The following is a 22,769-nucleotide window of genomic DNA, read 5'->3' as shown; positions in this document are numbered from 1 at the left end:
CTACCAGGTGAGCGAGCGAGTGTTGTCGCGGAACAGCGCTTCGCCGACCCGCTGAGGGTCGTCGAGCTGCATGCCCTGCATCAGACTGGCTTCGGTCACGCCGTAGTGGCGCATGCACACGCGGCACACCAGTACCACGGCGCCCTTGCCCATCAGTTCGCGCAGCAGTTTCTGCTGATTGACGAAGTTGCGCAGGTTGGTGCTGCTGCCCATGCGCACGGCCTGGTCGTTCAGCAGCACGGTCAGCGCGTGGCCGCGCGCCATCTGGTCCCGCGCGAAGATGAGTCCCGTTTCCGAGCGCTGCGAATTGTCAGTGGTCAGGTTGAGGAACAGCGACGGGGGCTCGGCGGCAAACACCGGCATGCCCGCTGCAGCGACGATCAGCGCAATCGGCAGCAGCAGGCGTGAGGCAAAAGACATCAGGTTTCCTTCCACGATAGATCAAGGGTGACAGGCGCGAATTACCGCTTGCACGGCGCATTGCACCCATAAGTATCGCGCATTGCACCGCCTTGGTCGGGACAGCCTTGCGAAGGGGACGTTCCTCGTCGGGCACTCATTACTGCACCACCGCCACTTTCCACGTCGTGACAGGCCCTGGAATGGCGGGGCGACGCAGCGCGCTGTGTCGGCGTGACCGATGCTGCACTGCTCCGGCCAGCCTGCATACTTCCCGCGTGTGCAGCGAGGTCTGCCACGAACGGTGCACACCCCATCCAGGTCCGGCGGACGCCGGCGCACTGGATCGGTACATCGAGCGACGCCGTCGGAACGGCCAGCGAGCCTGACGTCGGGTCGACTTTCTTGCCCGACGGAAGGGAATGAACCATGGATACTCAGGACGACGTGCTGATCAAGAATCGCGTGATGCTCGTGCATTTCGACAGCTACAGCACCGCGCTCGTGTTTGCGAAGTGGAATGAAACACTGCTTCTGCCGGCAGGGCTTCCCGCTTCCGCCGAACTGACGTCAGCGCCCGATGAGCCCGCGGCTGCGCACGATGGCGAGGCGGTGAAGGCGGCGGTCATCGAAAGGCTGGGACTCAATCCGGCCGAGGTGGTGCGGGCATGCGATTTCAATCACTGGGTGTCCACCGAAACCGGCCCGGTCAGGGTGCATCTGCTGCGCTTCACCACTTTCGAGGCGCCCAAGGCCGCGCTCGAACCGCACGGCGGCGTGTTCCGGCCGATCAGCGCGCTGCGCGGCGGCGTGCTGGTGGAACTGCTGCTGGCGCGAGAGGTGTTCAATCTGATCGTGGGTGCGGGTGGGGGCAAGGCATAGGGAGGGCGCCTGTGCGCAGTGCTGCGGTAGCGGGCGGGCGTGGCGCGGACTTAAAGCCTGGCGGCAGAAGCCCGCAGACCTTCCGCAAGCGCAATGAAAACGTCCTCCGGGAAACCCGGTGGAAGCGTTCGGCCTATCTGTTCCAGCACCGCCTCGGAGTGCCCGCTTACCTCATCGATGATCTGCTCCATGCCTGAGCCCAGGCCACACCGGCTGCCGGTTTCGATGAAGTGTCGGCGCTGGATGTCGTGCAGGCGATAGTGTGTATTCTTTCCCCGCACAGCCATGGCGAGGCGCAGCTTTTCGCGGTCGAGTCGATTCGGGCCGGTTCCGGTGACCGGCCAGGCGGACAGGACATCGTAGAGCGGTGTCAGGCGGAATCGGCCCCCTGCCAGCAGGAAGAGGGAGAAGTTCTTTGCGTGGCCGTCCGTGGCGGCCATCATCCAGAACAGCAGTTGTGCCTTCAGCAGTGTGGCCAGGTCTTTTTCGCGTGCTTCCGAGCCCTGCAGGATGCCGGCAATCTCGATCATCCCGGGGCCGCCGTCGGCCTCGTATTTCGCCCTTGCAGGCGTGCCGGTCGCCTGGCAGAAATCCTCCTGTGGAAGACGGAGCCAGTACGTTCCCGCGCTGGCGAGCTTGCGGTCGAATCGCTCGACGACCAGTGCCTTCTGGTCTCCGAACCGGTGAATTTCGCACGGCGCGACCGGCAAATCGAATCCGGCGAGTATCTGCGCGCACAGCCATTCATTTTCGATAGAGGTGCGCATGTCGGCTTTGCGGTTGCCGACCAGCCCCAGTGGCAGCTTGAAGATATGCGTCGTGGGCGTGGCACCCAGGGGGCGACACCAATGCCCGTCGTGCCGGGTCAGCGCGGTCTTTTCCTGGGCACCGGCGATGGAAATCCGGAAATCGTCGTCTTCGTGGGCTTGTTGCCCAAAGGTCGAGGTCGTCAATGCGCCTGCAAGCATGCGTTCCACGCCCGCGTCGTCGAGGGGTTCAACCTGGATGCTGAACACCTCTTCCGGCGCACGGTTCTCGTGCAGGAGCTGCACCGCCCCGACGCAATCGCGGCCGATCGCCTGCAGCAGGTCGAACGCGTCGGTACTGTCGGTGTGGAACCGGGACTGCAGCCGTGCGCGGATGCGGTCGCTGTCCGGAAGCAGGTTGTCGAAGTAGTTGCGGACACGGTCTCCGCGCAGCGGCAGATTGTCCGGCGTCATCGGCAGCGACAAGGACAGCGGGCGCCCGTCGGGGGCGTTGACCCAGTCTGCTTCGTACTGGAATTCGGTCGGGCCACGGCCGGGCATGCGCCACTGACCAACCAGACGGCCGTTGGCCCAGACGTTCAGGGCGCGAGCGTGCGAGCGGCGCCCCATGGCTACCACTCGCCGGTGTCGGTGGGCGGCGTCTTTTCCTGGAGCACGACTTCGAATCCGAGCTGGCTTGCCAGGGAGAGCAACCTGTCCAGTGTCAAGCGCGCCGGATCCGCTTCAAGTTCAGACAGGCGATTCTGGCTGATGCCAAGGTTTGCGGCCGCCGCCGCCTGTGACAGGCCCATCGCCTTGCGCCTGGCGCTGAGTATCTGTCCGGCCTGATGTGCAGTGATCAATCGGGGCATGACGTTTATCGCCAATAACGATAATCAAACAATATCGAATTTCTCGATAAATGCAAGTTATCGATTTTAGCGATTGAAATCTTCTTGCGCTTCATGGGCGAGAGGGCGAGTCAGTCTCGATAGCCGGCCTCGCGCTCGCTGCGGATGTGGCCCATACGAAAACCCTGTCGACCTCGCCGATTATCGGTACAGCGCCATATGTCGGGCGACGAACCAGCGGGTTGTTTTCGAGTACGTCGAGGGCGGCGACGATGTCGAGGATGCGTCTTTCCTGCGCCCGGACTTTGATCTCCGCAAGGTGGGCAAGGATGCGCGAAAAATCGCGCGCAAGCTCCGCGAAACCCGGGGCAGCCGTACCCGGAAAAATACGCCGGGAAGCCGGTCTGTCAGGCATATCTTCGCGATGACCGACGCGGATGGTCGCGGCACGGAATGGTGCTGAGCTCCCATGTCGTTCCCTATCTCGCGACGAACAGGCTTTTGACGATGGCTCGAGTCGGCTTATTCGCGTCGTAAAGAACGTCCTCGCGGTCGCCGATGGCGAGCGACAGCACGTCACGGGTCTTGTGTATCGGCATCCATGTTCGAACCCGCGTGCCGGGGGCTTCGAATTCGAACACCAACTGCCCGCGATCCTTTGCAATCATCAGGTCGGTCACCGTGCCGCTCACCGCCACCCCGCGCGCGAACAGATCGGCCACACGCTTGATGCGCCAGAGGAGCACGGCGACGAGCGCGACGGACACCCCGACCGGAAGCACCAGCGGCAAGGCCGCGGCGCCACCGTACAGGTACGGGAAGCCGCAATGGATGGCCCAGGTGATCGGCATCGCCACCCATGACGCCAGCGCCGGCCAGTCGTTCCACATGATTCTGATCGGGCTGAAGTTCATGGTGTCGGGCGTTGGGATACGAGTTCGGGTGACGTTCGCTACCGCGGTTGGCGAACATCAGGCGGCAAGAGCGGCGAGGTCTGCCCAGCAGTATGGTTGGCTGCGCAGCGTACGATCGAGCGCGGAACGCCCTGTGACCCGCTCGGGGGCGTAGACATCCTGCCCGAAGCAGCGGCAGAAATCAGCGAGGCCTCTTTGTAGCCGTTCGAGACAGGCGGAGAAACCTTGGCGTCGGTCCTCTGCCTGCTCGGTGGGGACTATCACGGGTATGTGCTTATTCCCCGGTTTGTCCACCGCTTCCCGTTGGCGCGAGCCTGCTGAGGCTCTCTGCCATACGGGTCTGCCACCCCGGGCCTGTGGCCCGCCAGCGTTGAATGACATCCTCGGTCAGACGAATCGAAATCAGCCTCTTCGGATTCGCGGATCTGGGTCGCCCGCCTCGATTCACCTTTCCACGCGCAAGCATTTCATCGTTGAGTTCAGGCAGTTCATCGTATTCGGCCGGCTGAATGACATGCCCGTCGACCCGCTTCAGATCAGAGCCCAAGGATGGGCCCGATGCGCGCTTGCTCGCGGTCATTTGCTTTCCTCATGCTGAATACATGGCGATCCGCGCCACGCGGCGTATAGTCCGCCACCGAGAAAATGTTGCTACGTCCCCTATTGCTTCCCGGAAGGATTCAAGGGTTTCTCACCAGCCTGTGAGGCAAAACTCAGAAGGTCAGCGGACGGCAGACAGCGAAGTTGGCTCGGTTCGCTAGAGACCGGTTTGTTGGGTACCCGAAGCTTCAAGCTTGCGCGCAAGGGTTCTGGCCTTTGAAATGTCAAGCTCAAACTTTCCTACCCCGTCATAGATGCGGGCTACTGAAACTGCATTTTTTATGCAGCCATAGTAGATTGTCACGAGACCGCCACCGATATATTGGAGCAGCATGAGGTCGTCTGCGTAGTGGAGGGTTCTTTCCGAGATGGCGACAAAACCGCTCTTCTGAGCCGTGGTCTTGACACTGATTTTTCGGCCTTCTTTTGAAATAACATCAAAGCCGTGCTGATTAGCCCTGTGAGCCAGTGTTCCGCCGATCATGAGCGCGCACTCAAACTCCCCTAGGCGACCGATAAGGTGCCGAATTTCTGTAGGCTTAACGCCAAACTCATCGATTTCTAGTCGAACGAGTTGCAGATATTGATCTCGGAGAGCGACAAGGCGGTCCAAAGGGATCATTTTTTAGATGCCCAACGAGGCTGTAGAAAAACTCTATTCATGAGGATTTTGCGCGCTGCAAGTGCTTGATTTTCCATGGTCCGATTTTCAAGAGGACAGGTTTTTCTACAGCCTCAACGTTCAAGCTTAGGGGCGCTGCGCGGCTGCATCGCGCAACGTCCCTTGGAGCACAGTGTTGGGCTGCTTATAACTCTTTGCGAACACTAGAAACATAAGTGAGGGGATGGGCCTCTTTACGCGACCTCGGTGAAAGAACGGGTTTGATCGCAAACGCAATGCCAGCCCCAATCGCGCCTGCTATGAGGGGCGACATTCCTATGAACGGCGCGACACCTGCAGCTCCCAAGCCTGTGCCGGCGATATTCGTGAATTCACCCGCGATGAATCCGCGCAAAGACGAAAACGTTTTGGAAATTCCGGATTCTCCTAGCGCTCTATCAACCTCGGCTAGAGCAACCTCAAGCTTCAATATGGCTGACGTCTTTGCGCGCGGCAAATCTGACGCAGATGTCACGGAAAGATAGAGTTCGTCAAGGTAAATGCGAAGTGCAATTAACTCATCTCGTCGGCGAGCCTTGAATTCGAGAATTTCACTTAATGGGACATCGTCTTGAGGGACTGGCAAGGTGTTCCAAAGCTGGTATTCAATCGCAGTGACAGGACGTGAGTTCGCGAAATACGGCGCATCAGATAGCTGGGCGATCGACCATAGCCCGGGGTTTTCGTTGTCGCGTCTCTCAAACACAGCTTGCTGAGCTAAGAGAAAAAACTCCCCATTTCCCGACGACATTGCGCCCTGAAATTGGACACGAGTTCGAGCTGCGACGCCTGCAGAAATAAGAAATTCCATGTCAGGGTCTACACCGATGGAAACGAAATTGTTGTCGGGGTAGTCAATCTCGTCCCAGTACAACAAGTATTTACGCAAGTCGGCAGATGACGGGCTACCTCCGCATGAGATTCCACCCTCAGGTAACACTACGAAAGGCGGGGAAATGACAATTCCTCTTTTATCTGCCACGGTTTCTCCTAGCCAAGTAAAGCCCAAATTTGTTTTCGGGCGAAAGTTTTCTGGTTAAATGGCCAGCTAGTTTCGGCTCAATAACATTCATTTTCCGGAATGCGCTTCCGTATCAATGCCTTGCGCGGAATTCTGCTCCATATTCCGACCTTAAAATTCGCGCAAAAACCGCACCTCGCGGCTCCAGTATTATGACAAAGACTTCTCGACCTTCAACCACAGAATGTGCGGAAGGGCCTTTGCCTACGGTGGAGTTTTTTCGCTCGTAAGCAAAATGGTCACATTGCTACCGCACGCAACTTCACCCCCAACGCCCGCGCTACCTTGAGCACGGTGCCGAAGCTCGGGTTGCCGTTTTCGCTCAGCGCCCGGTAAAGGCTTTCACGGCTCAGTCCGGTGTCCCGCGCGACCTGGCTCATTCCTTTGGCACGGGCGAGATCGCCGAGGGCGCGCGCGATGCCTGAGATGTCGTCGTCCGCGCCTTCAAGCCAGGCGTCGAGGTAGGCCGCCATGTCTTCCGGCGTGCGGAGGTGATCTGCAACGTCATAGGGCGATGTGTTCGCCTTTGGCGGTGAAAGGGTCTTTTCGGCGGTCATGTTTGTTCTCCCCAGGTTCGGGCCAGACGGATCGCGCGTGCAATGTCGTTCTCCTGCGTCGACTTGTCGCCGCCGACCAGCAGTAGAAGCAGGACGTTGCCGCGCTGGGTGTAATACACACGGTAGCCGGGTCCAACATCAATCTTCAGTTCGGACACGCCGTGCGTCAGATTGCGATGCGTGCCCGGGTTGCCGTGGATCAGCCTGTCGACGCGCATCAGTATCCGCGCGCGACCGGTCACGTCCTTGAGGCTGTCGATCCAGTCGCGATACTCGTCGGTCTTTTCGACGCGCATGATCACACCAGAGAAGTGTAGCCGTTGGGCTACAGGTGGGCAATGGAGGGGTGGTGAGCCGGCGGAGGGTGCTCCGCGGCCGACAACCGGGTTCAGACAGCTGGATTGTCAGGCGCAGCGTGCGCGGCAGACATCGGCCGAAATGCCGAGGTGCTTGTTGCCAGCTTCCTCACTCCGCCAGCGGCTCAAACAGCGCCGCCAGATCCGTCTCCCCGAACTTCTCCAGCGCGGCCTCGTCGTTGCCGAGGATGCCTTCGGCAAGGGCGGCCTTCTTTTCCTGCAGGGCGACGATGCGTTCTTCGATGCTGCCGGCGACGATGAGCTTGTAGACGAACACCGGCTTGTCCTGGCCGATGCGGTGGGCGCGGTCGCTGGCCTGGTTTTCGGCGGCGGGGTTCCACCAGGGGTCGTAGTGGATGACGGTGTCGGCGTTCGTGAGGTTGAGGCCGACGCCGCCGGCCTTCAGGCTGATCAGGAACACCGGCACGGTGCCTTCCTGGAAGCGGCGCACGACGGCTTCGCGGTGGGTGGTGTCGCCGGTCAGCATGACCGAGCCGATGCCGGCGTCGTCCAGTTCGGTCTTGATCAGGTCGAGCATGGCGGTGAATTGCGAAAACACCAGCACCTTGCGGCCTTCGGCCAGCAGGTTTTCCAGCATGTCCATCAGGAGGTCGAGCTTGGCGCGTTCCTTCACGCGCAGCGCGGCATCGGTCTTCAGCAGGCGCGGGTCGCAGCACACCTGACGCAGCTTGAGCAGCGCGTCGAGGATGACGATGCGGCTGCGCGCGAAGCCGCGGCTGGCGATTTCTTCGCGCACCCGCTTGTCCATCGCGACGCGCACCGTTTCGTACAGGTCGCGCTGGCGGCCGGTCAGTTCGACCGTGCGAAGCACTTCGGTCTTGGGCGGCAGTTCCTTCGCGACGTCGTCCTTGCGCCGACGCAGGATGAAGGGTGCGACGCGTCGCGCCAGCAGTTCGCGCCGGATGAGGTCACCGTGCTTTTCGATCGGCGTGCGCCAGCTGCGCGTGAAATCCTTCGATTCGCCGAGAAAGCCGGGCAGCAGGAAGTCGAACTGCGCCCACAGCTCGCCCAGATGGTTTTCCATCGGCGTGCCGGTGAGGCACAGCCGATGACGTGCGCGCAGCAGGCGCACCGCCTTTGCCGCTTGGCTGCCGGTGTTCTTCACCGTCTGCGCCTCGTCGAGGATAAGCAGGTGGTAGTCGTGCGCGGCCAGCTTTTCGTGGTCGCGCCACAGCAGCGGGTAGGTGGTGAGGCACACGTCGTGCTGCGGGATCTGGTTGAACAGCGCGCTGCGGTCGGCGCCGTGCAGCTTGAGCACGCTCAGCTGCGGCGCGAAGCGCTCGGCTTCGCGCTGCCAGTTGAACACCAGCGAAGTCGGCAGCACGACCAGCGCCGGGCGGTCGAGCCGGCCGGCGAGTTTTTCGGTCAGCAGGTGGGCCAGCGCCTGGGCGGTCTTGCCCAGCCCCATGTCGTCGGCCAGGATGCCGCCCAGATCGTGTGCCCGCAGATGCTGCAGCCAGGCCAGCCCTTCGCGCTGGTAGGGGCGAAGTTCGATGCCGAAGCCCGCCGGCTCGGCGACCGGCGCGATTCCCTTCATGCCGCGCAGCCGCTCGACCCACTTTTCCAGCGACTGGAAGCCGGCGCGCGTCCACTTCGCATCGAGCGCCTCGGTCAGGCGCGGGGCGTCCATGCGCGACACGCGCAGCGCGCCGGCGGTCGGGCTGTCGAACAGGTCGACCAGGGTGCGCGCCAGCGGCTTGATGCGCCCGGCCGGCACCACGATGCGCTCGCCTTCCGGCGTTTGCAGTTCGGTCGCGTCTTCGTCGCGCATGCGGTCGAGCGCGACCGGGTCGAGCCAGCGGCCGTCGCGCTTGAACAAGGCGTACAGCAGCGGCGCCAGATCGAGCCGGCGGCCGCCGACGTCGATGCCGAGCGACAGTTCGAGCCAGCCGTTCTCGTTCTCGTCGAGATCCGCGTACCACTCGTCGACCACCAGCACGCGGTGGCGGAAGTCGGGCGGGCACTCGATCTGCCAGCCGGCGCGGGTCAGCGTGCCGGCTTCGGCGGAAAAGAAGCGCGCCCAGGCGGCTTCGCTTTCCAGCCCGAGTGCGCCGACCGGCAGCGGGTCGAACATCTGCAGCCAGCGCGCCTGCAGCGGCGCAAAGCCGACCTCGCTCAGCAGCGCGAGCGCGCGGCTTTCGGCCGCCAGATCGCGTTGGACGCGCACCGCGCGCCCGCTCGGCAGGGTGGCGAGATCGGACGAATCGGTGGCTGCGAAGCGCGCCTGCCCGTAGTGCAGCGACACGGTGGCGAGGTCGTACAGCGTGTGGCCGAGCGCCTTGTCGTAGCCGCGATGCGGCTTTACATGCCACACGGCGAGGCTCTGCAGCTGCAGCACCGGGCGCAGCGGCTCGGTCAGCAGCGGCAAGTTGGCGGCGTCGCGACCGAGCGGCGACGGCAGCGCGGGCGCCACGTCGGCCAGCGCCCCGGCCACCAGCGGCAACTCGGCCGGCGACAGCAGCGGCAGTTCCAGCACCGCCATCAGTGCGGCGCGGTCCGGGTGCAGCACTTCGCCGGCTTCACCTCTGCCGGCGTCGACATACCAGGGCGGCTCGGTCGGCAGCACCGTGCTGGCCGGTGGCGTGCAGGCGAGCAGGGCGCGCACGCCGAGCCTTTCGGTCTGCCACTCGAGCTGGCCGGGGCGCGGTTCGCCGGCCGCCAGCAGGTGGACGAGGCCGTCGCCGCCGCTGTCCAGCACATAGGTGCGACCGGTTTCGAGCGCGCTGCGCAGCACGCCCAGCCCGTCGCTGCCACGCAGTTCGAACGGTACAAAAGTGCTGCTGTGGCGCTTGCGGATGGCGTCGCGCAACACGCGGAACACCGGCAGATCGCTTTCGTGCACGAAGGAGGGTGGCTTGAGCAGCGCCTGTTCGTAATTGAACCAGGGCTGGCCGTCGCCGCTGAAGGCGCCGTCGCGCGTCAGGCGCGCCTTGAGCAGCCGGAACTCGGGCGCCTGCGTGCCGCGCAGCGCGACCAGAAAGATGATGGCGTCGCGCACCGGGTTGCTGCGCTTCTTCGTTGCGGTGCTGGTGTCCCGGGCCAGGCGCTGACCCAGGGTTTGCGCCCAGCGCAGGATCTCAGCGCGCGGCTTTTCGATCAGCTCGCCCTGCTGTTTGGCCGCCAGCAGCAGGCCGACCGCGTGCTTGCAGCGGTTGCCGACCGGGCAACTGCAGCGCGACGCCACTTCAAGCGTGAGCTTGCCGAAGTATTCGCGCCGCTCCAGCCGCACCGACACCTGATACGGCTGCGGCCGCGAGCCGCGCACCAGCGCGCGCAGCGTCGGGCCATTGACCTCGATGTCGCCCACCCGCGACACATAGCCGCTGCCGCGCACGATGGTCTCTTCCGAGAACAGCTCGCCGAGCATGCGGTCGTCGAGCTGCGAAAGCAGGCGGGTCAATTCCATTGCGAAGCGCGGTGCAGGAAAAAAGCGACGCCGGATTGTAAACCCTGCGTCCGACAGTACCGTGACGACACGCTACCTGCAGCGCCTGCTGCTACCGGTGATCGCCCTTCGGCGCACGCGCCAGCAACAGATCGACGCGAGCGAACAGGTCAGCGAACTGCTGCGCGGCGATGCGGCAGTGCGGGCACTGCGTGACATGGGTCTCGAGCTGCCTCGTTTCCGCGCCGTCCAGCGGACGATCACGCATTTCCGACACTAGGCGGGTGCTGTCACGGCAGCTTATGCCGCCGGCCGGCGCGGGGGCAGCGGTACTCACGGACAACTCCAGCCGCGGCTGACGCAGTCGCGCAGACGCATGCGGGCGCGGTAGAGCAGTACCCGCAGGTGGCCTTCGGTCAGCCCGAGTTGCGCAGCGATTTCGCCGAAGTCGAGATCAAGGAACTCGCGCATCAGGAACACCCGGGCGGTGTTGGCGGGCAATTTCTGCATGCACAGTTCGATCAGTTCGAGCAGTTCGCGGTGCGCCAAAGACGCTTCCGGGCAGCTGTCATTGAGCACGGATGGATGCCAGCAGCCGTCTGTCGTGAAGTGGTCGTCGAACTCGGCTTCATCGTCCGGCAGCACGTCCTCGGGGTCGAGACGGACGTAGCGGACACGGCGGCGGATGGCATCGACGATCTTGTGCCGCAGGATGCCGACCAGCCAGGCGCGAACGGGCACCTCGCCGGAGAAGCCAGCCAGGCCGCCGAGTGCCGCAGCGAACGTGTCCTGAACCACGTCATCGGCGTCGTCGCGCGACCCCAGCTGCAGCGCGGCAAGGTTGAGCAGGAATCGTCGGTGTTCCTCCAGCGTGTCGGCGCGCGGCTGGGACAGTGGGGTCATGGGCCGGCAGTATGCATGATTCGTGCTGTGCTGCCGGCCAGCCGCTCCGGCAGCACAGCCGGACGCTGCGGCCGACACGACCGCAGCGATCAAGGTTGCGCTCTGCGGGCGTTCGAGACCCCGTAAGCGGCGGCGCGCACCCGAAGAACCGGGTCGTCGGACGGCTCGACCCCCGCCGGCAGCCGGGTCGGCACATACACCCGATCATTGCAGTCCTGACCGCTGTATCGATCGAGCGACAGCCGGCCAAGGAGCACCCTGGCAGGCCCGTTCGACCATGTCACCGATGGGTCGGTGAGCGAATCGCCGCTGCCGGCGGGTTGCGCGTAAAGATCCAGATCGGCGCTGCCGCTGCCGAGACGGTCTCTGAACTCCTGTTCGAGAAAGTCGTCGGGCAGCGATTTTTCCTCGGCCTCGCTCAGATGGCGGGTGCCCGATACCGGCTCGAACTGCAGCCGTGCCCAAGTCGAGCGGCCGTCGGCCGCCATGAATTTGAAGGCGTGATTGGAGAAATAGGGCGTGCTCGCATACGAGGCCGGCGCTGCGTGTGCCCCCAGCATCGACGGTTGCCGTGTGCCCTCCGGATACTGTTCGTTGTGGGCCTTGATGCGCGCCGGGTCCGGTTTCTTCGTGGCTGGATCTGCCACGCGCGCTTTCAGGAAGCTCACGAAGGAAGCCGGCGTCGCAGCGAAGAACACGGGTTCGGAAATGAAGACCATGTCCCACCCTTCTTCGGGGCCCGTCAGTCTCACAGCGATGCCGCGCACCGAGCGACTTTTGTCGGAGACGCGCGGATTGCCCCCGCCGATCGAGAAACGCACTTCGGCCGGCACCTGCATCGCAGACAGCAGCCGGCTGCTTGCGAAGCTATCCGCTGCCGGCGCGGGCGTGAAAGTGCCGCGCGCGCAGAAACCTTTTGCGTGCGAACCGCGGGCACCGGCATGCTTTCCGAAGACGCCGTTGAGCGCATCGACCATGTCGGCCGGTGTCGGCTCGGCGGCCTGCAGCGGTATCGAGGCGACAGCAGCCAGGAGCAGCCCGGTGGCGGAAAAGGGGAGGGTCTTTCGTTTCATGGCGACTCCGTTCGAGTGAGGAAGGGTATGCGAAGGCATCGAGCCCTCGCCATGTAGTCGCGCGAAACGCCTTTTCGTTACAGCCTTTTCGGAGCGCCCGGGTCGCCGCCGTGCGCGGTGTACACCTGCCAGCTCACGTGCCGGTGCAGCATGCCGGCCGCGGCGCGGGCCTGTTCCTCGTCGCCGGCCACCACGGCAAACATGCCCTGGCCGCCCGGCTCGACATGCACGCCCATGCCGCCGTACGACGCGGTCAGCACGCGAGCCTTTTTCGCGGTGTTCTGCGGCAGCAGCAGCAGGGTGGCCGGGCCCTTGTCGGTGTCGAACACGATGTGCCAGCCGGTGCCGCCCGGCACCGGGCACAGCTTCACGTAACGCACCGACGCCAGCGGCACCCGCACTTCGGCGCCGAAGCTTTCGAACACCTGTGCCACCCGTTCCGGTTCGATCAGCCGCGTGCTCATCAGCGCCTGCGGCTCGTGCATCACGTGTTCGACTGCCAGCGCGATGCGGTCGCGGTCGGGCGCGGCGTGCCAGTACTGCGCGCCCATGCCCACGCTCAGCACCAGGCTGGCCGCCAGCGCCCACAGCTTGTACGGCGTGCGCGTCTGGCTGCGGCCGGCGACGATGATGCGTTCGGCCAGACCGTCGGGTACGTCGATGCTCACCGCCTGCTGCAGCGCGCGCTCCTGCGCATTGACCCGGCGCGAGAAGCTCTGGCAGCCGGCGCAGGCGATCAGGTGTTCTTCCGCGAGTTCGGTCAGGCGGCGCGGATCGGACATCTTTTCGCGCCGGAAGTCGATGCAGTTGAAGCCGTCGGCGCTCATGATTCGGCCCTCCGGCCGGCGGTGCCCGGTTGGGCGGTGAGCGTGCTGCGCAGCGCCTGCCGGGCGCGGGTCAGGCGGGTCATGATGGCGCCTTCGGTGGTGTCGAGCATGGTGGCGATTTCAGCACATGAAAAACCGCCCAGTGCCTGCAGCACCAGCGGTTCGCGCAGGGTCAGCGGCAGGCTGCCCAGCAGGTTTTCCGTTTCAAACAGCTCCATCGGTTCGTGGTCGGCGGCGATCTGCAGGTCTTCCAGCTCGACATCGACGTAATCGAACTGCTTCCGTTCGTACAGCCGGGCGTGCTCGCGCCGCACGATGGTGATCAGCCAGCTTTTGGTGGCGTTGGAATCCTTGATGTCGTCCCACGCCTTCCAGGCGCGGACAAACGTTTCCTGCACCAGGTCTTCGGCCACGAACTTGTCGCGGCACAGCCACCAGGCGAACCGGTACAGGTCCGGGCTGAAGGCGCGCACCGCCTGTTCGAAGCTTTTGCGTTTGCTGAATCCGAGTATCACGACGTCGTCCGGGGATGAGCTGACAAGCCTACAGACCCGTGGCGGGTGCGCAACCTTACATCGTGTGACAGGCCGAGCGAGCGGCCACTGCTCGCCGCCCGCAGACGGCTGGCCATTGAACGCGCCTGCGAAAACCGCGACGGTGTTGCCGTTTGTAGGAGCGGACCCTGCCCGCGATCCGCACGTCGATCACGAGCTGCCGCATCTCGGAGACCGGATCGCCTGCAGGGCAGGCTCCTACGAAAACCGCGACGGTGTTGCCGTTCGTAGGAGCGGACCCTGTCCGCGATACGTACGTTGAGCAAGCGATGTGGCGTCTCGAAGACGGAATCGGCAGCAGAGCAAACTGTGGATGGCTCGTGCAGGGACTTGCCTGTCTTTACAATGAGCGCCTTCAATGACTCCGGCTGCGCGACATGCAGAACTTCCTTGCCGTGGGCGGCGGTGCGGCGCTCGGTGCCTGGCTGCGCTGGGGGCTGGGCCTGACGCTGAATCCGCTGTTCGCCGGGTTTCCGCTCGGCACGTGGGCGGCCAATATGGTCGGCGGCTTGCTGATGGGTGTCGCGCTGGCTGTTTTCCAGTCGGTGCCGGATGTGCCGCCGCATGTGAAACTGCTCTGTACAACGGGGTTTCTGGGCGGTCTGACCACCTTTTCGAGCTTTTCAGGCGAGGTGTTTTCGCTCTTCCAGCGCGGCGACACGATGTGGGCCTTCGTCGCCGTGGCCGCGCACGTGATCGGTTCGCTCGCCATGACCGCGCTCGGTTGGTGGATGTGGAAGAACGTCGTGGGCTAGCCGTGCGCCGGGGATGGGGGTGTCGAGGGTGACAGGCCGCCGTTGGGCATCGCTGCGCTCACCCCAACCTACGTGGGCGGGTGCGCGGTGCGGTGGGGCGGGTGTTGGGCATCGCCTTCGGCTCACCCCAACCTACGGCGTGGGCGCGGGGTGCGACGACGGATGTTAGGCATCGCTGCGCTCACCCCAACCTACGGACTCGTCACGCTTTTGTAGGTTGGGGTGAGCCGAAGGCGATGCCCAACACCACCCCCGGCCCGCCGACTACCAACACCACCCACCCCAACCGCCCGTCGGCCTGCCTTTCAACGACAATGTCGCCCTTTCCGCCGCTGGCGGATCGCTGTCCCGCCCCATGACTGTGCCGCCCCCCGATCTGAACGCCATTCTCGAAAGCTGCATGAGCCGCGATGCGGCGGCAATCGGCCGCGCGCTGCGCGAACTGCCGCCGGGGCAACGCGCGCCGGACAAGTGGCCGGCAAAGCTGGCCGAACGCGTCGCGGCGTCGCAGGCCAAGGTCGCGGCGCGGCGCGCGTCGGCGCCGAAGATCGAGTACCCGGAAGAGTTGCCGGTGTCGGCGCGGCGCGACGAAATCGCGGCCGCGCTGCAGGCGCATCAGGTCATCATCGTGTGTGGCGAAACCGGCTCCGGCAAGACCACGCAACTGCCCAAGCTGTGCCTCGAACTGGGCCGTGGCGCGCGCGGGTTGATCGGCCATACGCAGCCGCGCCGCATCGCGGCGCGCGCCACCGCTGACCGTGTCGCCAAGGAATTGAACGTGTCGCTCGGCCGCGAAGTCGGCTTCGCGATCCGCTTCACCGATCGCACGTCGGAAGACAGCCGCATCAAGCTGATGACCGACGGCATCCTGCTTGCCGAAACGCAGCGCGACCGCTGGCTGGCCGCCTACGACACGCTGATCATCGACGAGGCGCACGAGCGCAGCCTGAACATCGACTTCCTGCTCGGCTATCTGCGCGAGGTGCTGCCGCGCCGGCCCGACCTGAAGGTGATCGTTACCTCCGCCACCCTGGACGCCGAGCGCTTCGCCAACCACTTCGCGCAGGGCGACAGGCCGGCGCCGGTGATCGAGGTGAGCGGCCGGCTGTACCCGATCGAAATGCGCTGGCGGCCGTTCGAGGCGCAGAAGGACCGCGACCTGTATGACGCGGTGTGCGACGCGGTGGACGAGGCCTTCTCGACGGGCCCGGGCGACGTGCTCGTGTTCATGCCGGGCGAGCGGGAAATCCGCGAATGCACCGAGGCGCTGCGCAAGCACCACACGCGGCTGGCCGGCGTGAAGCCGGAAGTGCTGGCGCTGTACGCGCGTCAGTCGGCGCAGGAACAGTCGCGCGTGTTCCAGGGTTCGAACGGCCGGCGCGTCATTCTCGCCACCAACGTGGCCGAAACTTCGCTCACCGTGCCGGGCATCCGCTATGTGATCGACACCGGTCTGGCGCGCGTGAAGCGCTACAGCTACCGCAACAAGGTCGAGCAATTGCAAGTTGAAGCGATTGCGCAGTCGGCTGCCAAGCAGCGCGCCGGCCGCTGCGGCCGGGTGTCGAGCGGCGTGTGCTTCCGGCTGTACGACGAAGAGGATTTCAACCTGCGGCCGGCGCACACCGACCCGGAAATCCTGCGCTCGTCGCTGGCCGGCGTCATCCTGCGCATGAAGTCGCTCAGTCTGGCCGACGTCGAGGAATTCCCCTTCATCGACCGCCCAGCGCCGCGCGCCATCGCCGATGGCTATCAGCTGCTGCAGGAACTGGGCGCGGTGGACGAGGCGCGCGATCTGACGCCGCTCGGCCGCGAACTGGCGAAGCTGCCGGTCGACCCGCGCGTGGCGCGCATGATTCTGGCGGCGCGCGACCACGGCGCCCTGAAGGAAGTGCTGGTCATCACCGCCGGCCTGTCGGTGCAGGACCCGCGCGACCGGCCCGAAGAACGGGCCGGCGCAGCCGATCAGGCGCACGCGAAGTTCGCCGACGAACGCAGCGAATTCCTGTGGTATCTGAAGGCGTGGGCGGCGTTCGACGAGGTGTGGCATCACCAGTCTCAGGCCAAGCAGCGCGAGTGGTGCCGCGCCAACTTCCTGAACTGGATGCGCATGCGCGAGTGGCGCGACGTGCACACCCAGCTGCACACGCTGTGTGCCGAGCACGACTGGAAGGAGAACGAACGGCCGGCCGAATTCGATGCGCTGCATCGCGCGCTGCTGACCGGCCTGCTCGGCAATCTCGGACTGCGCATCGAAGACGCGCGCGCCGGCGAACCGCCGTATCTGGGCGCACGCGGCATCAAGTTCTGGCCGCATCCGGGCTCGGCGCTGGCGAAGAAAGGCGGCAAGTGGATCATGACCGCCGAACTGGTCGAAACCACGCGGCTGTTCGCGCGCTGTATCGCGCGCATCGAACCGGAATGGGTGGAGGAGGTGGGCGCCCATCTGCTGCGTCGCTCGACCTATGAGCCGCACTGGTCGAAAAGCCGCGGCGAGACGGTCGCCTGGGAGCGCGGCGTCATCCACGGCATCACGCTGTATGCCAAGCGGGCGGTGCAGTACGGCAAGACCGACCCGGTGCTGGCGCGCGAACTGCTGATCCGCGAAGGGCTGGTCAATGGCGACGTGACCGACATCGCGTTGAAGCAGATGAAATTCCTGCAGCACAACCTTGACCTGATCGCGCAGATCGAGCGGCTGGAAGAGAAGCAGCGGCGCCAGGACCTGCTGGTGGACGAATCGCTGATTCACGCCTTCTACGATTCCATCGTGCCCGCGGACGTGATCGATTTGCGCGGCTTTGAGCGCTGGCGGCGCGACGCCGAGCGCGAAAACCCGAAGCTGCTGCATCTCACGCGCGAACAGCTGATGCGCCACGAGGCGGCCGGCGTCAGCAGCGAGCGCTTCCCGGCCAAGATGGATCTGCTGGGCCAGCGCCTGAAGCTCGAGTACCGGCACGAACCGGGCGCGGCCGACGACGGCGTCACGCTGACCGTGCCGCTGACGCTGCTGAACCAGATTCCGGCGGCCAGGCTCGACTGGCTGGTGCCCGGCCTGATCGAAGAGAAAGTGCTGCAGCTGGCCAAGACCATTCCGCCGAAGCTGCGCCATCGTCTGCAGCCGGTGGCCGGTTTCGTCGCCGATTTCATCGCGCAGGAACACGACCAGGCCGAACCGCTGGTGAAGGCGCTGGCGCGCGCGATCGAACTGAAGGTGAGCCTGAAGCTGCCGTCCGATGCCATCCGTGCCGAAAACCTGCCGGCGCATCTGATGATGAATGTGCGGGTGGTCGATGAGCACGGCCGGGTGCTCGGCCAGTCGCGCAATCTGGCCGAACTGCGCACCCGGCTGAAGGACGAGGTGGCGCGTCGTTTCGAGTCGGCACGCATCGCGCTGCCGCCGGCTGCACCCGTGGCGGACGCGGCTCGCCCGCCGGCAAGTGCACCGGCTGCGGCGCACAACGAGGCGGTGGCCGCGAAGGCCGCGACGGCGCGCGGCAGCATGGCCGACGCGCTGTCTGCGCTCGGCGCACGCGATGTGGTGGCGAAGGCGCCGGTGCCGCAGCCGACGAAGAAGGGCCGCGCTGCAGCCGAGCCGGCCGCCCCGGCGGTCGCCGAGCAGACCGCCGGCGACGAACGCTATCGCGCGTGGACCTTCGGGCCGCTACCCGAACTGATGGAAGTCGAAGTGGCCGGTCGTCGCGTCATCGGTTTTCCGGCGCTGCAGGACGAAGGCGAGTCGGTCAGCCTGCGCGTGCTCGACACGCCGGAGGCTGCGCTGGAGGTGCACCGGCGCGGCCTGCGTCGGCTGTTTGCGCTCGAGCTGCGCGATCAGGTGAAGTACATCGAAAAGAGCCTGCCCGGCCTGCGCGACATGGCGATGCAGTACATGAATCTGGGCAGCGAGCCGGAGTTGCGCGCGCAGCTTGTTGCCGCCACGATGGACCGCTGCTGCATGATGGACCCCTGGCCGCAGGATGCTGCGAGCTTTGCCGCGCGCCGCGACGAAGCCCGGCCGCGCATTTCGCTGGTGGCGCAGGAAATCGGCCGGCTCGCTGGCAGCGTGCTGACCGAATACGCCGCGCTGAGCAAAAAGCTCATCGCGTTGAAGGCGCATCCGGATGCCGGCGCCGACATGCGCGCCCAACTCGATGCACTGGTCGGCAAGTTCTTCATCGAACGTACGCCGTTCGAGCGGCTGACCCACTACCCACGCTATCTGAAGGCGATCGCGCTGCGCATCGACAAGCTGCGCACCGACCCGGAACGCGACGCCCGCGCGCTGGCCGACTGGCAGTCACTGGCCACCCTGTGGGACCGCGAACGCATCGTCCGCGCCCGCGCCGGCGTGGCCGATCCGTTCATCGATGAGTTCCGCTGGCTGCTCGAAGAGCTGCGCGTGAACCTGTTCGCCCAGGAACTGCGCACCCCGGTGCCGGTGTCGGTGAAACGGCTGCAGAAGATATGGGAGTCGCGTGCGCGGGCCTGACCGGCCTGCCGCCCACACCCACAAATGCACCCCACGGTCACTCTCTGCAAGAATGGCCGATGGGAAAGATTCCGGAATGACACGACATGTCTCCTGACACCGACCTGCGCCTGCGCGCGCTGATCGCGGCGTTCGAAGCCTTGACGCTGGACACCGTGGACCGGCTCGCTGCGCTGTACGCGGCCGACGCCACCTTCCGCGATCCGTTCAACGATGTGCGGGGGCGGGCGGCGGTGGCGCGCATTTTCAGCCACATGTTCGAGCAGGTCGACTCACCGCGCTTCGAGGTGCACTCGGCGATGAGCGAAGGCGATACGGCGTGGCTGGACTGGACGATGCATTTCACGATGCGCGGGCAGGCGCTGCAGATCGTGGGCGCGACGCGGCTGCGCTTCGACGACGCGGGGTGCGTCGCCGAACATCGCGATTACTGGGATGCCGCGCAGGAGCTGTACGAAAAGCTGCCGGTGATCGGCGGCGCGATGCGCTGGCTGCGCCGCAGGCTCGCGGTACCGGGCCTCTGACGACGCCCGGCGATCAACCTGCGCCTACTTGCGGGCGCCTGCCTGGTCCAGCCGGCGTGCTTCTTCAGGGCTGACGATCTCGATGATCGCGACCACCTTGGCGACGCCACCAGTGGCGGCAGCGACCTGCTTGGCGGCGTTCGCTTCGGCTTCGGTCAGCAGGCCCATCAGGTAGACCTTGCTGCCTTCGGTCACGACCTTGACGTGGTTGGCCGACACGCGCTGCGAATCGAGAATGCGCGCCTTCACCTTGGAGGTGATGACCGCGTCGCTTGAACGCTGGGTCAGCGACGACACACCGGCGATCGCCGTTTCATTGCTGATGCCGCGTACGTTCGGCACGCTGCCCGCGATGGCTTCGGCTTCGGTGCGCGTGGCTTCGTCTGCCACCTGGCCGGTCAGCAGCACATTGCGGTTGTAGCTGGTGACGCTGATGTTGGCGCGGCTGCCGAGCTTTTCGCGCAGGCGCGAGTTGGCGCGCAGTTCGATGCCTTCGTCTTCGACCTGGGTACCGCTGGTGCGCCGATCGAGCGCTGACAGCACAGCGCCACCGGCGCCGGCCGCGACGATCGGAAAGCAGCCTTGAAGCATCGGTACGCAGGCCGCGGCAAGTGCGGCTATAAGCAACGGACGCGCGAGTTTCGCGCGGGTGGTCTTGATCGGTGTATGGGTCATCATTCGGTTCCTAGAAGCATGCAATCAATGCCGTCACACAGGCAATGCAGGGTGAGCAGGTGAACTTCCTGGATGCGTGCCGTGCGTTCGGCTGGCACGCAGATATGGATGTCGCGTTCGGTAAGCATTTCGGCGATGCGTCCGCCGCCGCGGCCGGTCAGCGCGACCACGCGCATTTCACGTTCGTGCGCGGCGCGGATGGCCTCGATCACGTTGCCCGAATTGCCCGATGTGGACAGTGCGAGCAGCACGTCGTTCGGCTGGCCGAGCGCACGCACCTGTTTCGCGAACACCTGTTCGTAGCCGTAATCGTTGGCGATAGCGGTCAGGATGGAGGTGTCGACGGTCAGCGCGATGGCTGCGAGCTCGGGTCGTTCGCGTTCATAGCGGCCAACCAGTTCGGCGGCGAAATGCTGCGCGTCGGCCGCCGAACCACCGTTGCCGCACGCCAGAATCTTGCCAGTGGCCATCAGGCTGGACACCATCAGTTCGATGGCATCGCCGATCGGTGCCGCCAGCAATTCGACCGACGAAAGCTTGGTTTGCGCGCTGTCGAAGAAATGCTCGGAAATGCGTGAAACCAGGTTCATGAGGACACAGGGCAGGGTGAAGCGCGGATGTTACCAATATCCCTTGTGTTGCCCCGTTTACTTACAGCCGGAAACGAAGCCGCTTTTCATTGCGAGGGCACCAGTTCGACATACACGTCGATACGCACGCGCTGCCAGGGGTCGGGGTCGTCGGTCAGCCGGCCGATACGTGCACTCAGTCTCTGTCCGGCATCCATTTCGGCTGCCGCCTCGAAATTGGCGGCGCGCGGCAGATAGCCCAGCATGTGGCCGCGCCACAGCACGCGGATGGCGCGCCGGTCATGGCGGTTGTCGGGTTCGCGTTCCAGCGTCAGCGCATCGCCTTCGCGCAGGGCCGGACGCACCGCATGCAGCTGGTGGAACTGTGCACCGGCCAGCGGCGAGCGCTGCGCCAGCAGGCGCAGGCTCTGGGCGGACGCGAGGTCAGCAGCGAACGAGGCGAGCAGGGCCAGCACGCTACAGGCCGAACGCATCGCGTATCCATTCGATATGCCTGCCGTCGAGCCCGGATAGCGCCACCACGTCGAAGCGTGCCGGGCGCTGGCGCGCACGCCGGCCCTGTTCGGCCAGATAGTGCTGGGCGGCGCGGATCAGCCGCGCCTGCTTGGTCGGGCCGACGCTGGCGGCTGCACCGCCGAAGCGCGCATCGCGACGCAGGCGCACTTCTACGAAAACGAGGCTGTCACCGTGTTCGCACACCAGATCGAGTTCGCCGTCCGGCCAGCGCAAGTTGCGGCCGATCACCCGCAGGCCGTGCGCTTCGAGATGACGGGCAGCCAGCGCCTCGGCTGCGGCGCCGTGCGCGGCGCGCAGCGTCATGCCGGCTTGTGGCGGACCGCTGCCACGCTCAGAATGGCGGCCCGCCCGCAGGAAAGTGCCCCATGACCGATGCCGTGACGCCCCATGATGACCTCGCGCGAGAATTTACGACATCGGCATTGTATGTCGTCGGCACGCCGATCGGCCATCTGGGCGAGCTGTCGGCACGCGCCATCGCGGCGCTGCGCGCGGCCGACCTGATCGCCTGCGAGGACACGCGGGAAACGTCGCGCCTCGCCCGCCACCTCGGGCTGACCGCCCAGCTGGTGGCGGTGCATGAACACAACGAGCGCAGCGGTGCGGAGCGCCTGATCACGGCACTGCGCGACGGCCGGCGCGTGGCGCTGGTGTCGGATGCGGGTACGCCGGCGGTGTCCGACCCCGGCGCGCGGGTGGTGCGCGCGGTGCAGGACGCCGGCTTTCGCGTGATACCGATCAGCGGCCCGAGTGCCGCCGTGGTGGCCCTGTCGGCCAGCGGTCTGCTCGACGCACAGTTCCGTTTCGCAGGCTTTCTGCCGGTCAAGTCGGCGGCGCGACGCAAGGTGCTCGAATCGATGCGCGAACAGGACTGCGTGCTCGTGTTCTACGAAGCGCCTCACCGCATCGTAGAATGCATCGACGATATCGCCACAGTGATCGAGCCGGAACGCGAATTGGTGATCGCCCGCGAACTGACCAAGCTGTTCGAGCAGATCGTGCGGCTGCCGGTATCGGATGCGGCTGCATGGCTGGCCGCCGACCCGAACCGCCAGCGTGGCGAATTCGTGCTGCTGCTCGCGGCGGCGCAGCCGGAAGAGGGGCTGGACGCCACGGCGCGTCGCACGCTGGATCTGCTGCTCGAAGAGCTGCCGCCAAGTCGCGCCGTGAAGGTGGCGCAGGCCATCACCGGCGCGCCGCGCAAGTTGCTGTACGACCACGCAATGGCCCGTGGCACGGATGCGCCGCAGGACGAGGATGCAGTGTGATCGCACGCAGAGCCGGCCGTGGAGGGCTCCTACGAAAACCGCGAAGGCTTTGCAACTGGCGGCGTTTTTCGTAGGAGCGGACCCCGTCCGCGATAGGCGCGTTGATCAAGCCGAGTCACGTGTTCGGAGACCGGGATCGCCTGCGGGGCAGGCTCCTACGAAAACCGTGAAGGCTTTGCAACTGGTGACGTTTTTCGCAGGAGCG

Annotated in this window: 24 protein-coding genes; 6 read left to right on the top strand and 18 right to left on the bottom strand. The window is 65.1% G+C overall.

Translation table 11 applies throughout. The annotated features are described in order from the left end of the window. Window positions 1-420, bottom strand: a complete 420-nt coding sequence (locus tag Q8R75_RS11600; protein ID WP_305612520.1) for a DsrE family protein — start codon at window positions 418-420, stop codon at window positions 1-3. A 408-nt stretch (window positions 421-828) separates the two neighbouring features. Between Q8R75_RS11600 and Q8R75_RS11595 the strand changes: the two genes are divergently transcribed. Further along, window positions 829-1,281: a hypothetical protein gene (locus tag Q8R75_RS11595; RefSeq protein ID WP_305612518.1), complete on the top strand. Its 453-nt coding sequence runs from the start codon at window positions 829-831 to the stop codon at window positions 1,279-1,281. Between the two features lie 50 nt (window positions 1,282-1,331). Here Q8R75_RS11595 and Q8R75_RS11590 read toward each other — a convergent pair whose 3' ends face one another. The 9 genes from Q8R75_RS11590 to Q8R75_RS11550 all read right to left on the bottom strand — a co-directional run bounded on the left by Q8R75_RS11590 (window position 1,332) and on the right by Q8R75_RS11550 (window position 10,414). Then, window positions 1,332-2,657, bottom strand: coding sequence for a type II toxin-antitoxin system HipA family toxin (locus Q8R75_RS11590; protein WP_305612516.1), 1,326 nt, complete (start codon window positions 2,655-2,657; stop codon window positions 1,332-1,334). A gap of 2 nt (window positions 2,658-2,659) precedes the next feature. Next, window positions 2,660-2,899, bottom strand: a complete 240-nt coding sequence (locus tag Q8R75_RS11585; protein ID WP_305612514.1) for a helix-turn-helix domain-containing protein — start codon at window positions 2,897-2,899, stop codon at window positions 2,660-2,662. A gap of 458 nt (window positions 2,900-3,357) precedes the next feature. Further along, on the bottom strand, window positions 3,358-3,792 hold the full coding sequence (locus Q8R75_RS11580) for a DUF3592 domain-containing protein (RefSeq protein ID WP_305612512.1): 435 nt from the start codon (window positions 3,790-3,792) through the stop codon (window positions 3,358-3,360). Window positions 3,793-4,066: 274 nt separating this feature from the next. Continuing rightward, on the bottom strand, window positions 4,067-4,372 hold the full coding sequence (locus tag Q8R75_RS11575; RefSeq protein ID WP_305612510.1) for a BrnA antitoxin family protein: 306 nt from the start codon (window positions 4,370-4,372) through the stop codon (window positions 4,067-4,069). Between the two features lie 177 nt (window positions 4,373-4,549). After that, window positions 4,550-5,014 carry a hypothetical protein gene (locus Q8R75_RS11570; protein WP_305612508.1) on the bottom strand — a complete coding sequence of 155 codons (465 nt, stop codon included), beginning with the start codon at window positions 5,012-5,014 and terminating at the stop codon, window positions 4,550-4,552. Between the two features lie 184 nt (window positions 5,015-5,198). Next, window positions 5,199-6,035 carry a DUF6236 family protein gene (locus tag Q8R75_RS11565; RefSeq protein ID WP_305612506.1) on the bottom strand — a complete coding sequence of 279 codons (837 nt, stop codon included), beginning with the start codon at window positions 6,033-6,035 and terminating at the stop codon, window positions 5,199-5,201. Between the two features lie 278 nt (window positions 6,036-6,313). Next, a complete protein-coding gene (locus Q8R75_RS11560; RefSeq protein WP_305612505.1) occupies window positions 6,314-6,631 on the bottom strand; it encodes an addiction module antidote protein in 318 nt (105 codons plus the stop codon). Beyond that, window positions 6,628-6,927 (bottom strand): type II toxin-antitoxin system RelE/ParE family toxin, encoded by a 300-nt coding sequence (locus tag Q8R75_RS11555; RefSeq protein WP_305612504.1) that lies wholly within the window; start codon window positions 6,925-6,927, stop codon window positions 6,628-6,630. The genes Q8R75_RS11560 and Q8R75_RS11555 overlap by 4 nt, the downstream gene beginning before the upstream one ends. 169 nt (window positions 6,928-7,096) lie before the next feature. Continuing rightward, window positions 7,097-10,414 carry a DEAD/DEAH box helicase gene (locus Q8R75_RS11550; protein WP_305612502.1) on the bottom strand — a complete coding sequence of 1,106 codons (3,318 nt, stop codon included), beginning with the start codon at window positions 10,412-10,414 and terminating at the stop codon, window positions 7,097-7,099. 61 nt (window positions 10,415-10,475) lie between these two features. Between Q8R75_RS11550 and Q8R75_RS11545 the strand changes: the two genes are divergently transcribed. Then, on the top strand, window positions 10,476-10,673 hold the full coding sequence (locus Q8R75_RS11545; RefSeq protein WP_305612501.1) for a hypothetical protein: 198 nt from the start codon (window positions 10,476-10,478) through the stop codon (window positions 10,671-10,673). A 53-nt stretch (window positions 10,674-10,726) separates the two neighbouring features. Here the strand turns inward: Q8R75_RS11545 and Q8R75_RS11540 are convergent, their stop codons facing one another. The 4 genes from Q8R75_RS11540 to Q8R75_RS11525 form a co-directional block, all read right to left on the bottom strand. Further along, window positions 10,727-11,296, bottom strand: coding sequence for a sigma-70 family RNA polymerase sigma factor (locus Q8R75_RS11540; RefSeq protein WP_305612500.1), 570 nt, complete (start codon window positions 11,294-11,296; stop codon window positions 10,727-10,729). A gap of 89 nt (window positions 11,297-11,385) precedes the next feature. Beyond that, window positions 11,386-12,273, bottom strand: a complete 888-nt coding sequence (locus tag Q8R75_RS11535; RefSeq protein ID WP_305612498.1) for a catalase family peroxidase — start codon at window positions 12,271-12,273, stop codon at window positions 11,386-11,388. Between the two features lie 173 nt (window positions 12,274-12,446). Beyond that, entirely contained in the window at window positions 12,447-13,196 is a 750-nt protein-coding gene (locus Q8R75_RS11530; protein WP_305627272.1) for a DUF3379 family protein, read from the bottom strand. Further along, window positions 13,193-13,711: a sigma-70 family RNA polymerase sigma factor gene (locus Q8R75_RS11525; protein WP_305627270.1), complete on the bottom strand. Its 519-nt coding sequence runs from the start codon at window positions 13,709-13,711 to the stop codon at window positions 13,193-13,195. Before Q8R75_RS11525 ends, Q8R75_RS11530 begins: the two co-directional genes overlap by 4 nt. Before the next feature lie 416 nt (window positions 13,712-14,127). Between Q8R75_RS11525 and crcB the strand changes: the two genes are divergently transcribed. The 3 genes from crcB (at window position 14,128) to Q8R75_RS11510 (ending at window position 19,515) form a co-directional block, all read left to right on the top strand. Beyond that, window positions 14,128-14,505: a fluoride efflux transporter CrcB gene (gene crcB / locus Q8R75_RS11520; protein WP_305612493.1), complete on the top strand. Its 378-nt coding sequence runs from the start codon at window positions 14,128-14,130 to the stop codon at window positions 14,503-14,505. Between the two features lie 355 nt (window positions 14,506-14,860). Continuing rightward, on the top strand, window positions 14,861-18,991 hold the full coding sequence (gene hrpA / locus Q8R75_RS11515; RefSeq protein WP_305627268.1) for an ATP-dependent RNA helicase HrpA: 4,131 nt from the start codon (window positions 14,861-14,863) through the stop codon (window positions 18,989-18,991). 86 nt (window positions 18,992-19,077) lie between these two features. Next, entirely contained in the window at window positions 19,078-19,515 is a 438-nt protein-coding gene (locus Q8R75_RS11510; RefSeq protein ID WP_305613346.1) for a nuclear transport factor 2 family protein, read from the top strand. Between the two features lie 24 nt (window positions 19,516-19,539). Here the strand turns inward: Q8R75_RS11510 and Q8R75_RS11505 are convergent, their stop codons facing one another. The 4 genes from Q8R75_RS11505 to Q8R75_RS11490 all read right to left on the bottom strand — a co-directional run bounded on the left by Q8R75_RS11505 (window position 19,540) and on the right by Q8R75_RS11490 (window position 21,599). Beyond that, a complete protein-coding gene (locus Q8R75_RS11505; protein WP_305613345.1) occupies window positions 19,540-20,190 on the bottom strand; it encodes a BON domain-containing protein in 651 nt (216 codons plus the stop codon). Next, window positions 20,190-20,780, bottom strand: a complete 591-nt coding sequence (locus Q8R75_RS11500; RefSeq protein WP_305613344.1) for a phosphoheptose isomerase — start codon at window positions 20,778-20,780, stop codon at window positions 20,190-20,192. Before Q8R75_RS11500 ends, Q8R75_RS11505 begins: the two co-directional genes overlap by 1 nt. Window positions 20,781-20,866: 86 nt before the next feature. Continuing rightward, complete coding sequence (locus Q8R75_RS11495; protein WP_305613343.1) at window positions 20,867-21,253, bottom strand: HIRAN domain-containing protein; 387 nt, start codon at window positions 21,251-21,253, stop codon at window positions 20,867-20,869. Next, window positions 21,237-21,599 (bottom strand): YraN family protein, encoded by a 363-nt coding sequence (locus Q8R75_RS11490; RefSeq protein WP_305613342.1) that lies wholly within the window; start codon window positions 21,597-21,599, stop codon window positions 21,237-21,239. The genes Q8R75_RS11495 and Q8R75_RS11490 overlap by 17 nt, the downstream gene beginning before the upstream one ends. Window positions 21,600-21,718: 119 nt before the next feature. Here Q8R75_RS11490 and rsmI point away from each other — a divergent pair, with 119 nt between their 5' ends. Further along, on the top strand, window positions 21,719-22,564 hold the full coding sequence (gene rsmI, locus Q8R75_RS11485; protein ID WP_305613348.1) for a 16S rRNA (cytidine(1402)-2'-O)-methyltransferase: 846 nt from the start codon (window positions 21,719-21,721) through the stop codon (window positions 22,562-22,564). Window positions 22,565-22,769: the final 205 nt, after the last annotated feature.

Source organism: Methyloversatilis sp. (assembly GCF_030696805.1).
In the GTDB taxonomy this organism is placed as follows: Bacteria; Pseudomonadota; Gammaproteobacteria; order Burkholderiales; family Rhodocyclaceae; genus Methyloversatilis.
This window is presented reverse-complemented; position numbering and strand designations above follow the sequence as displayed.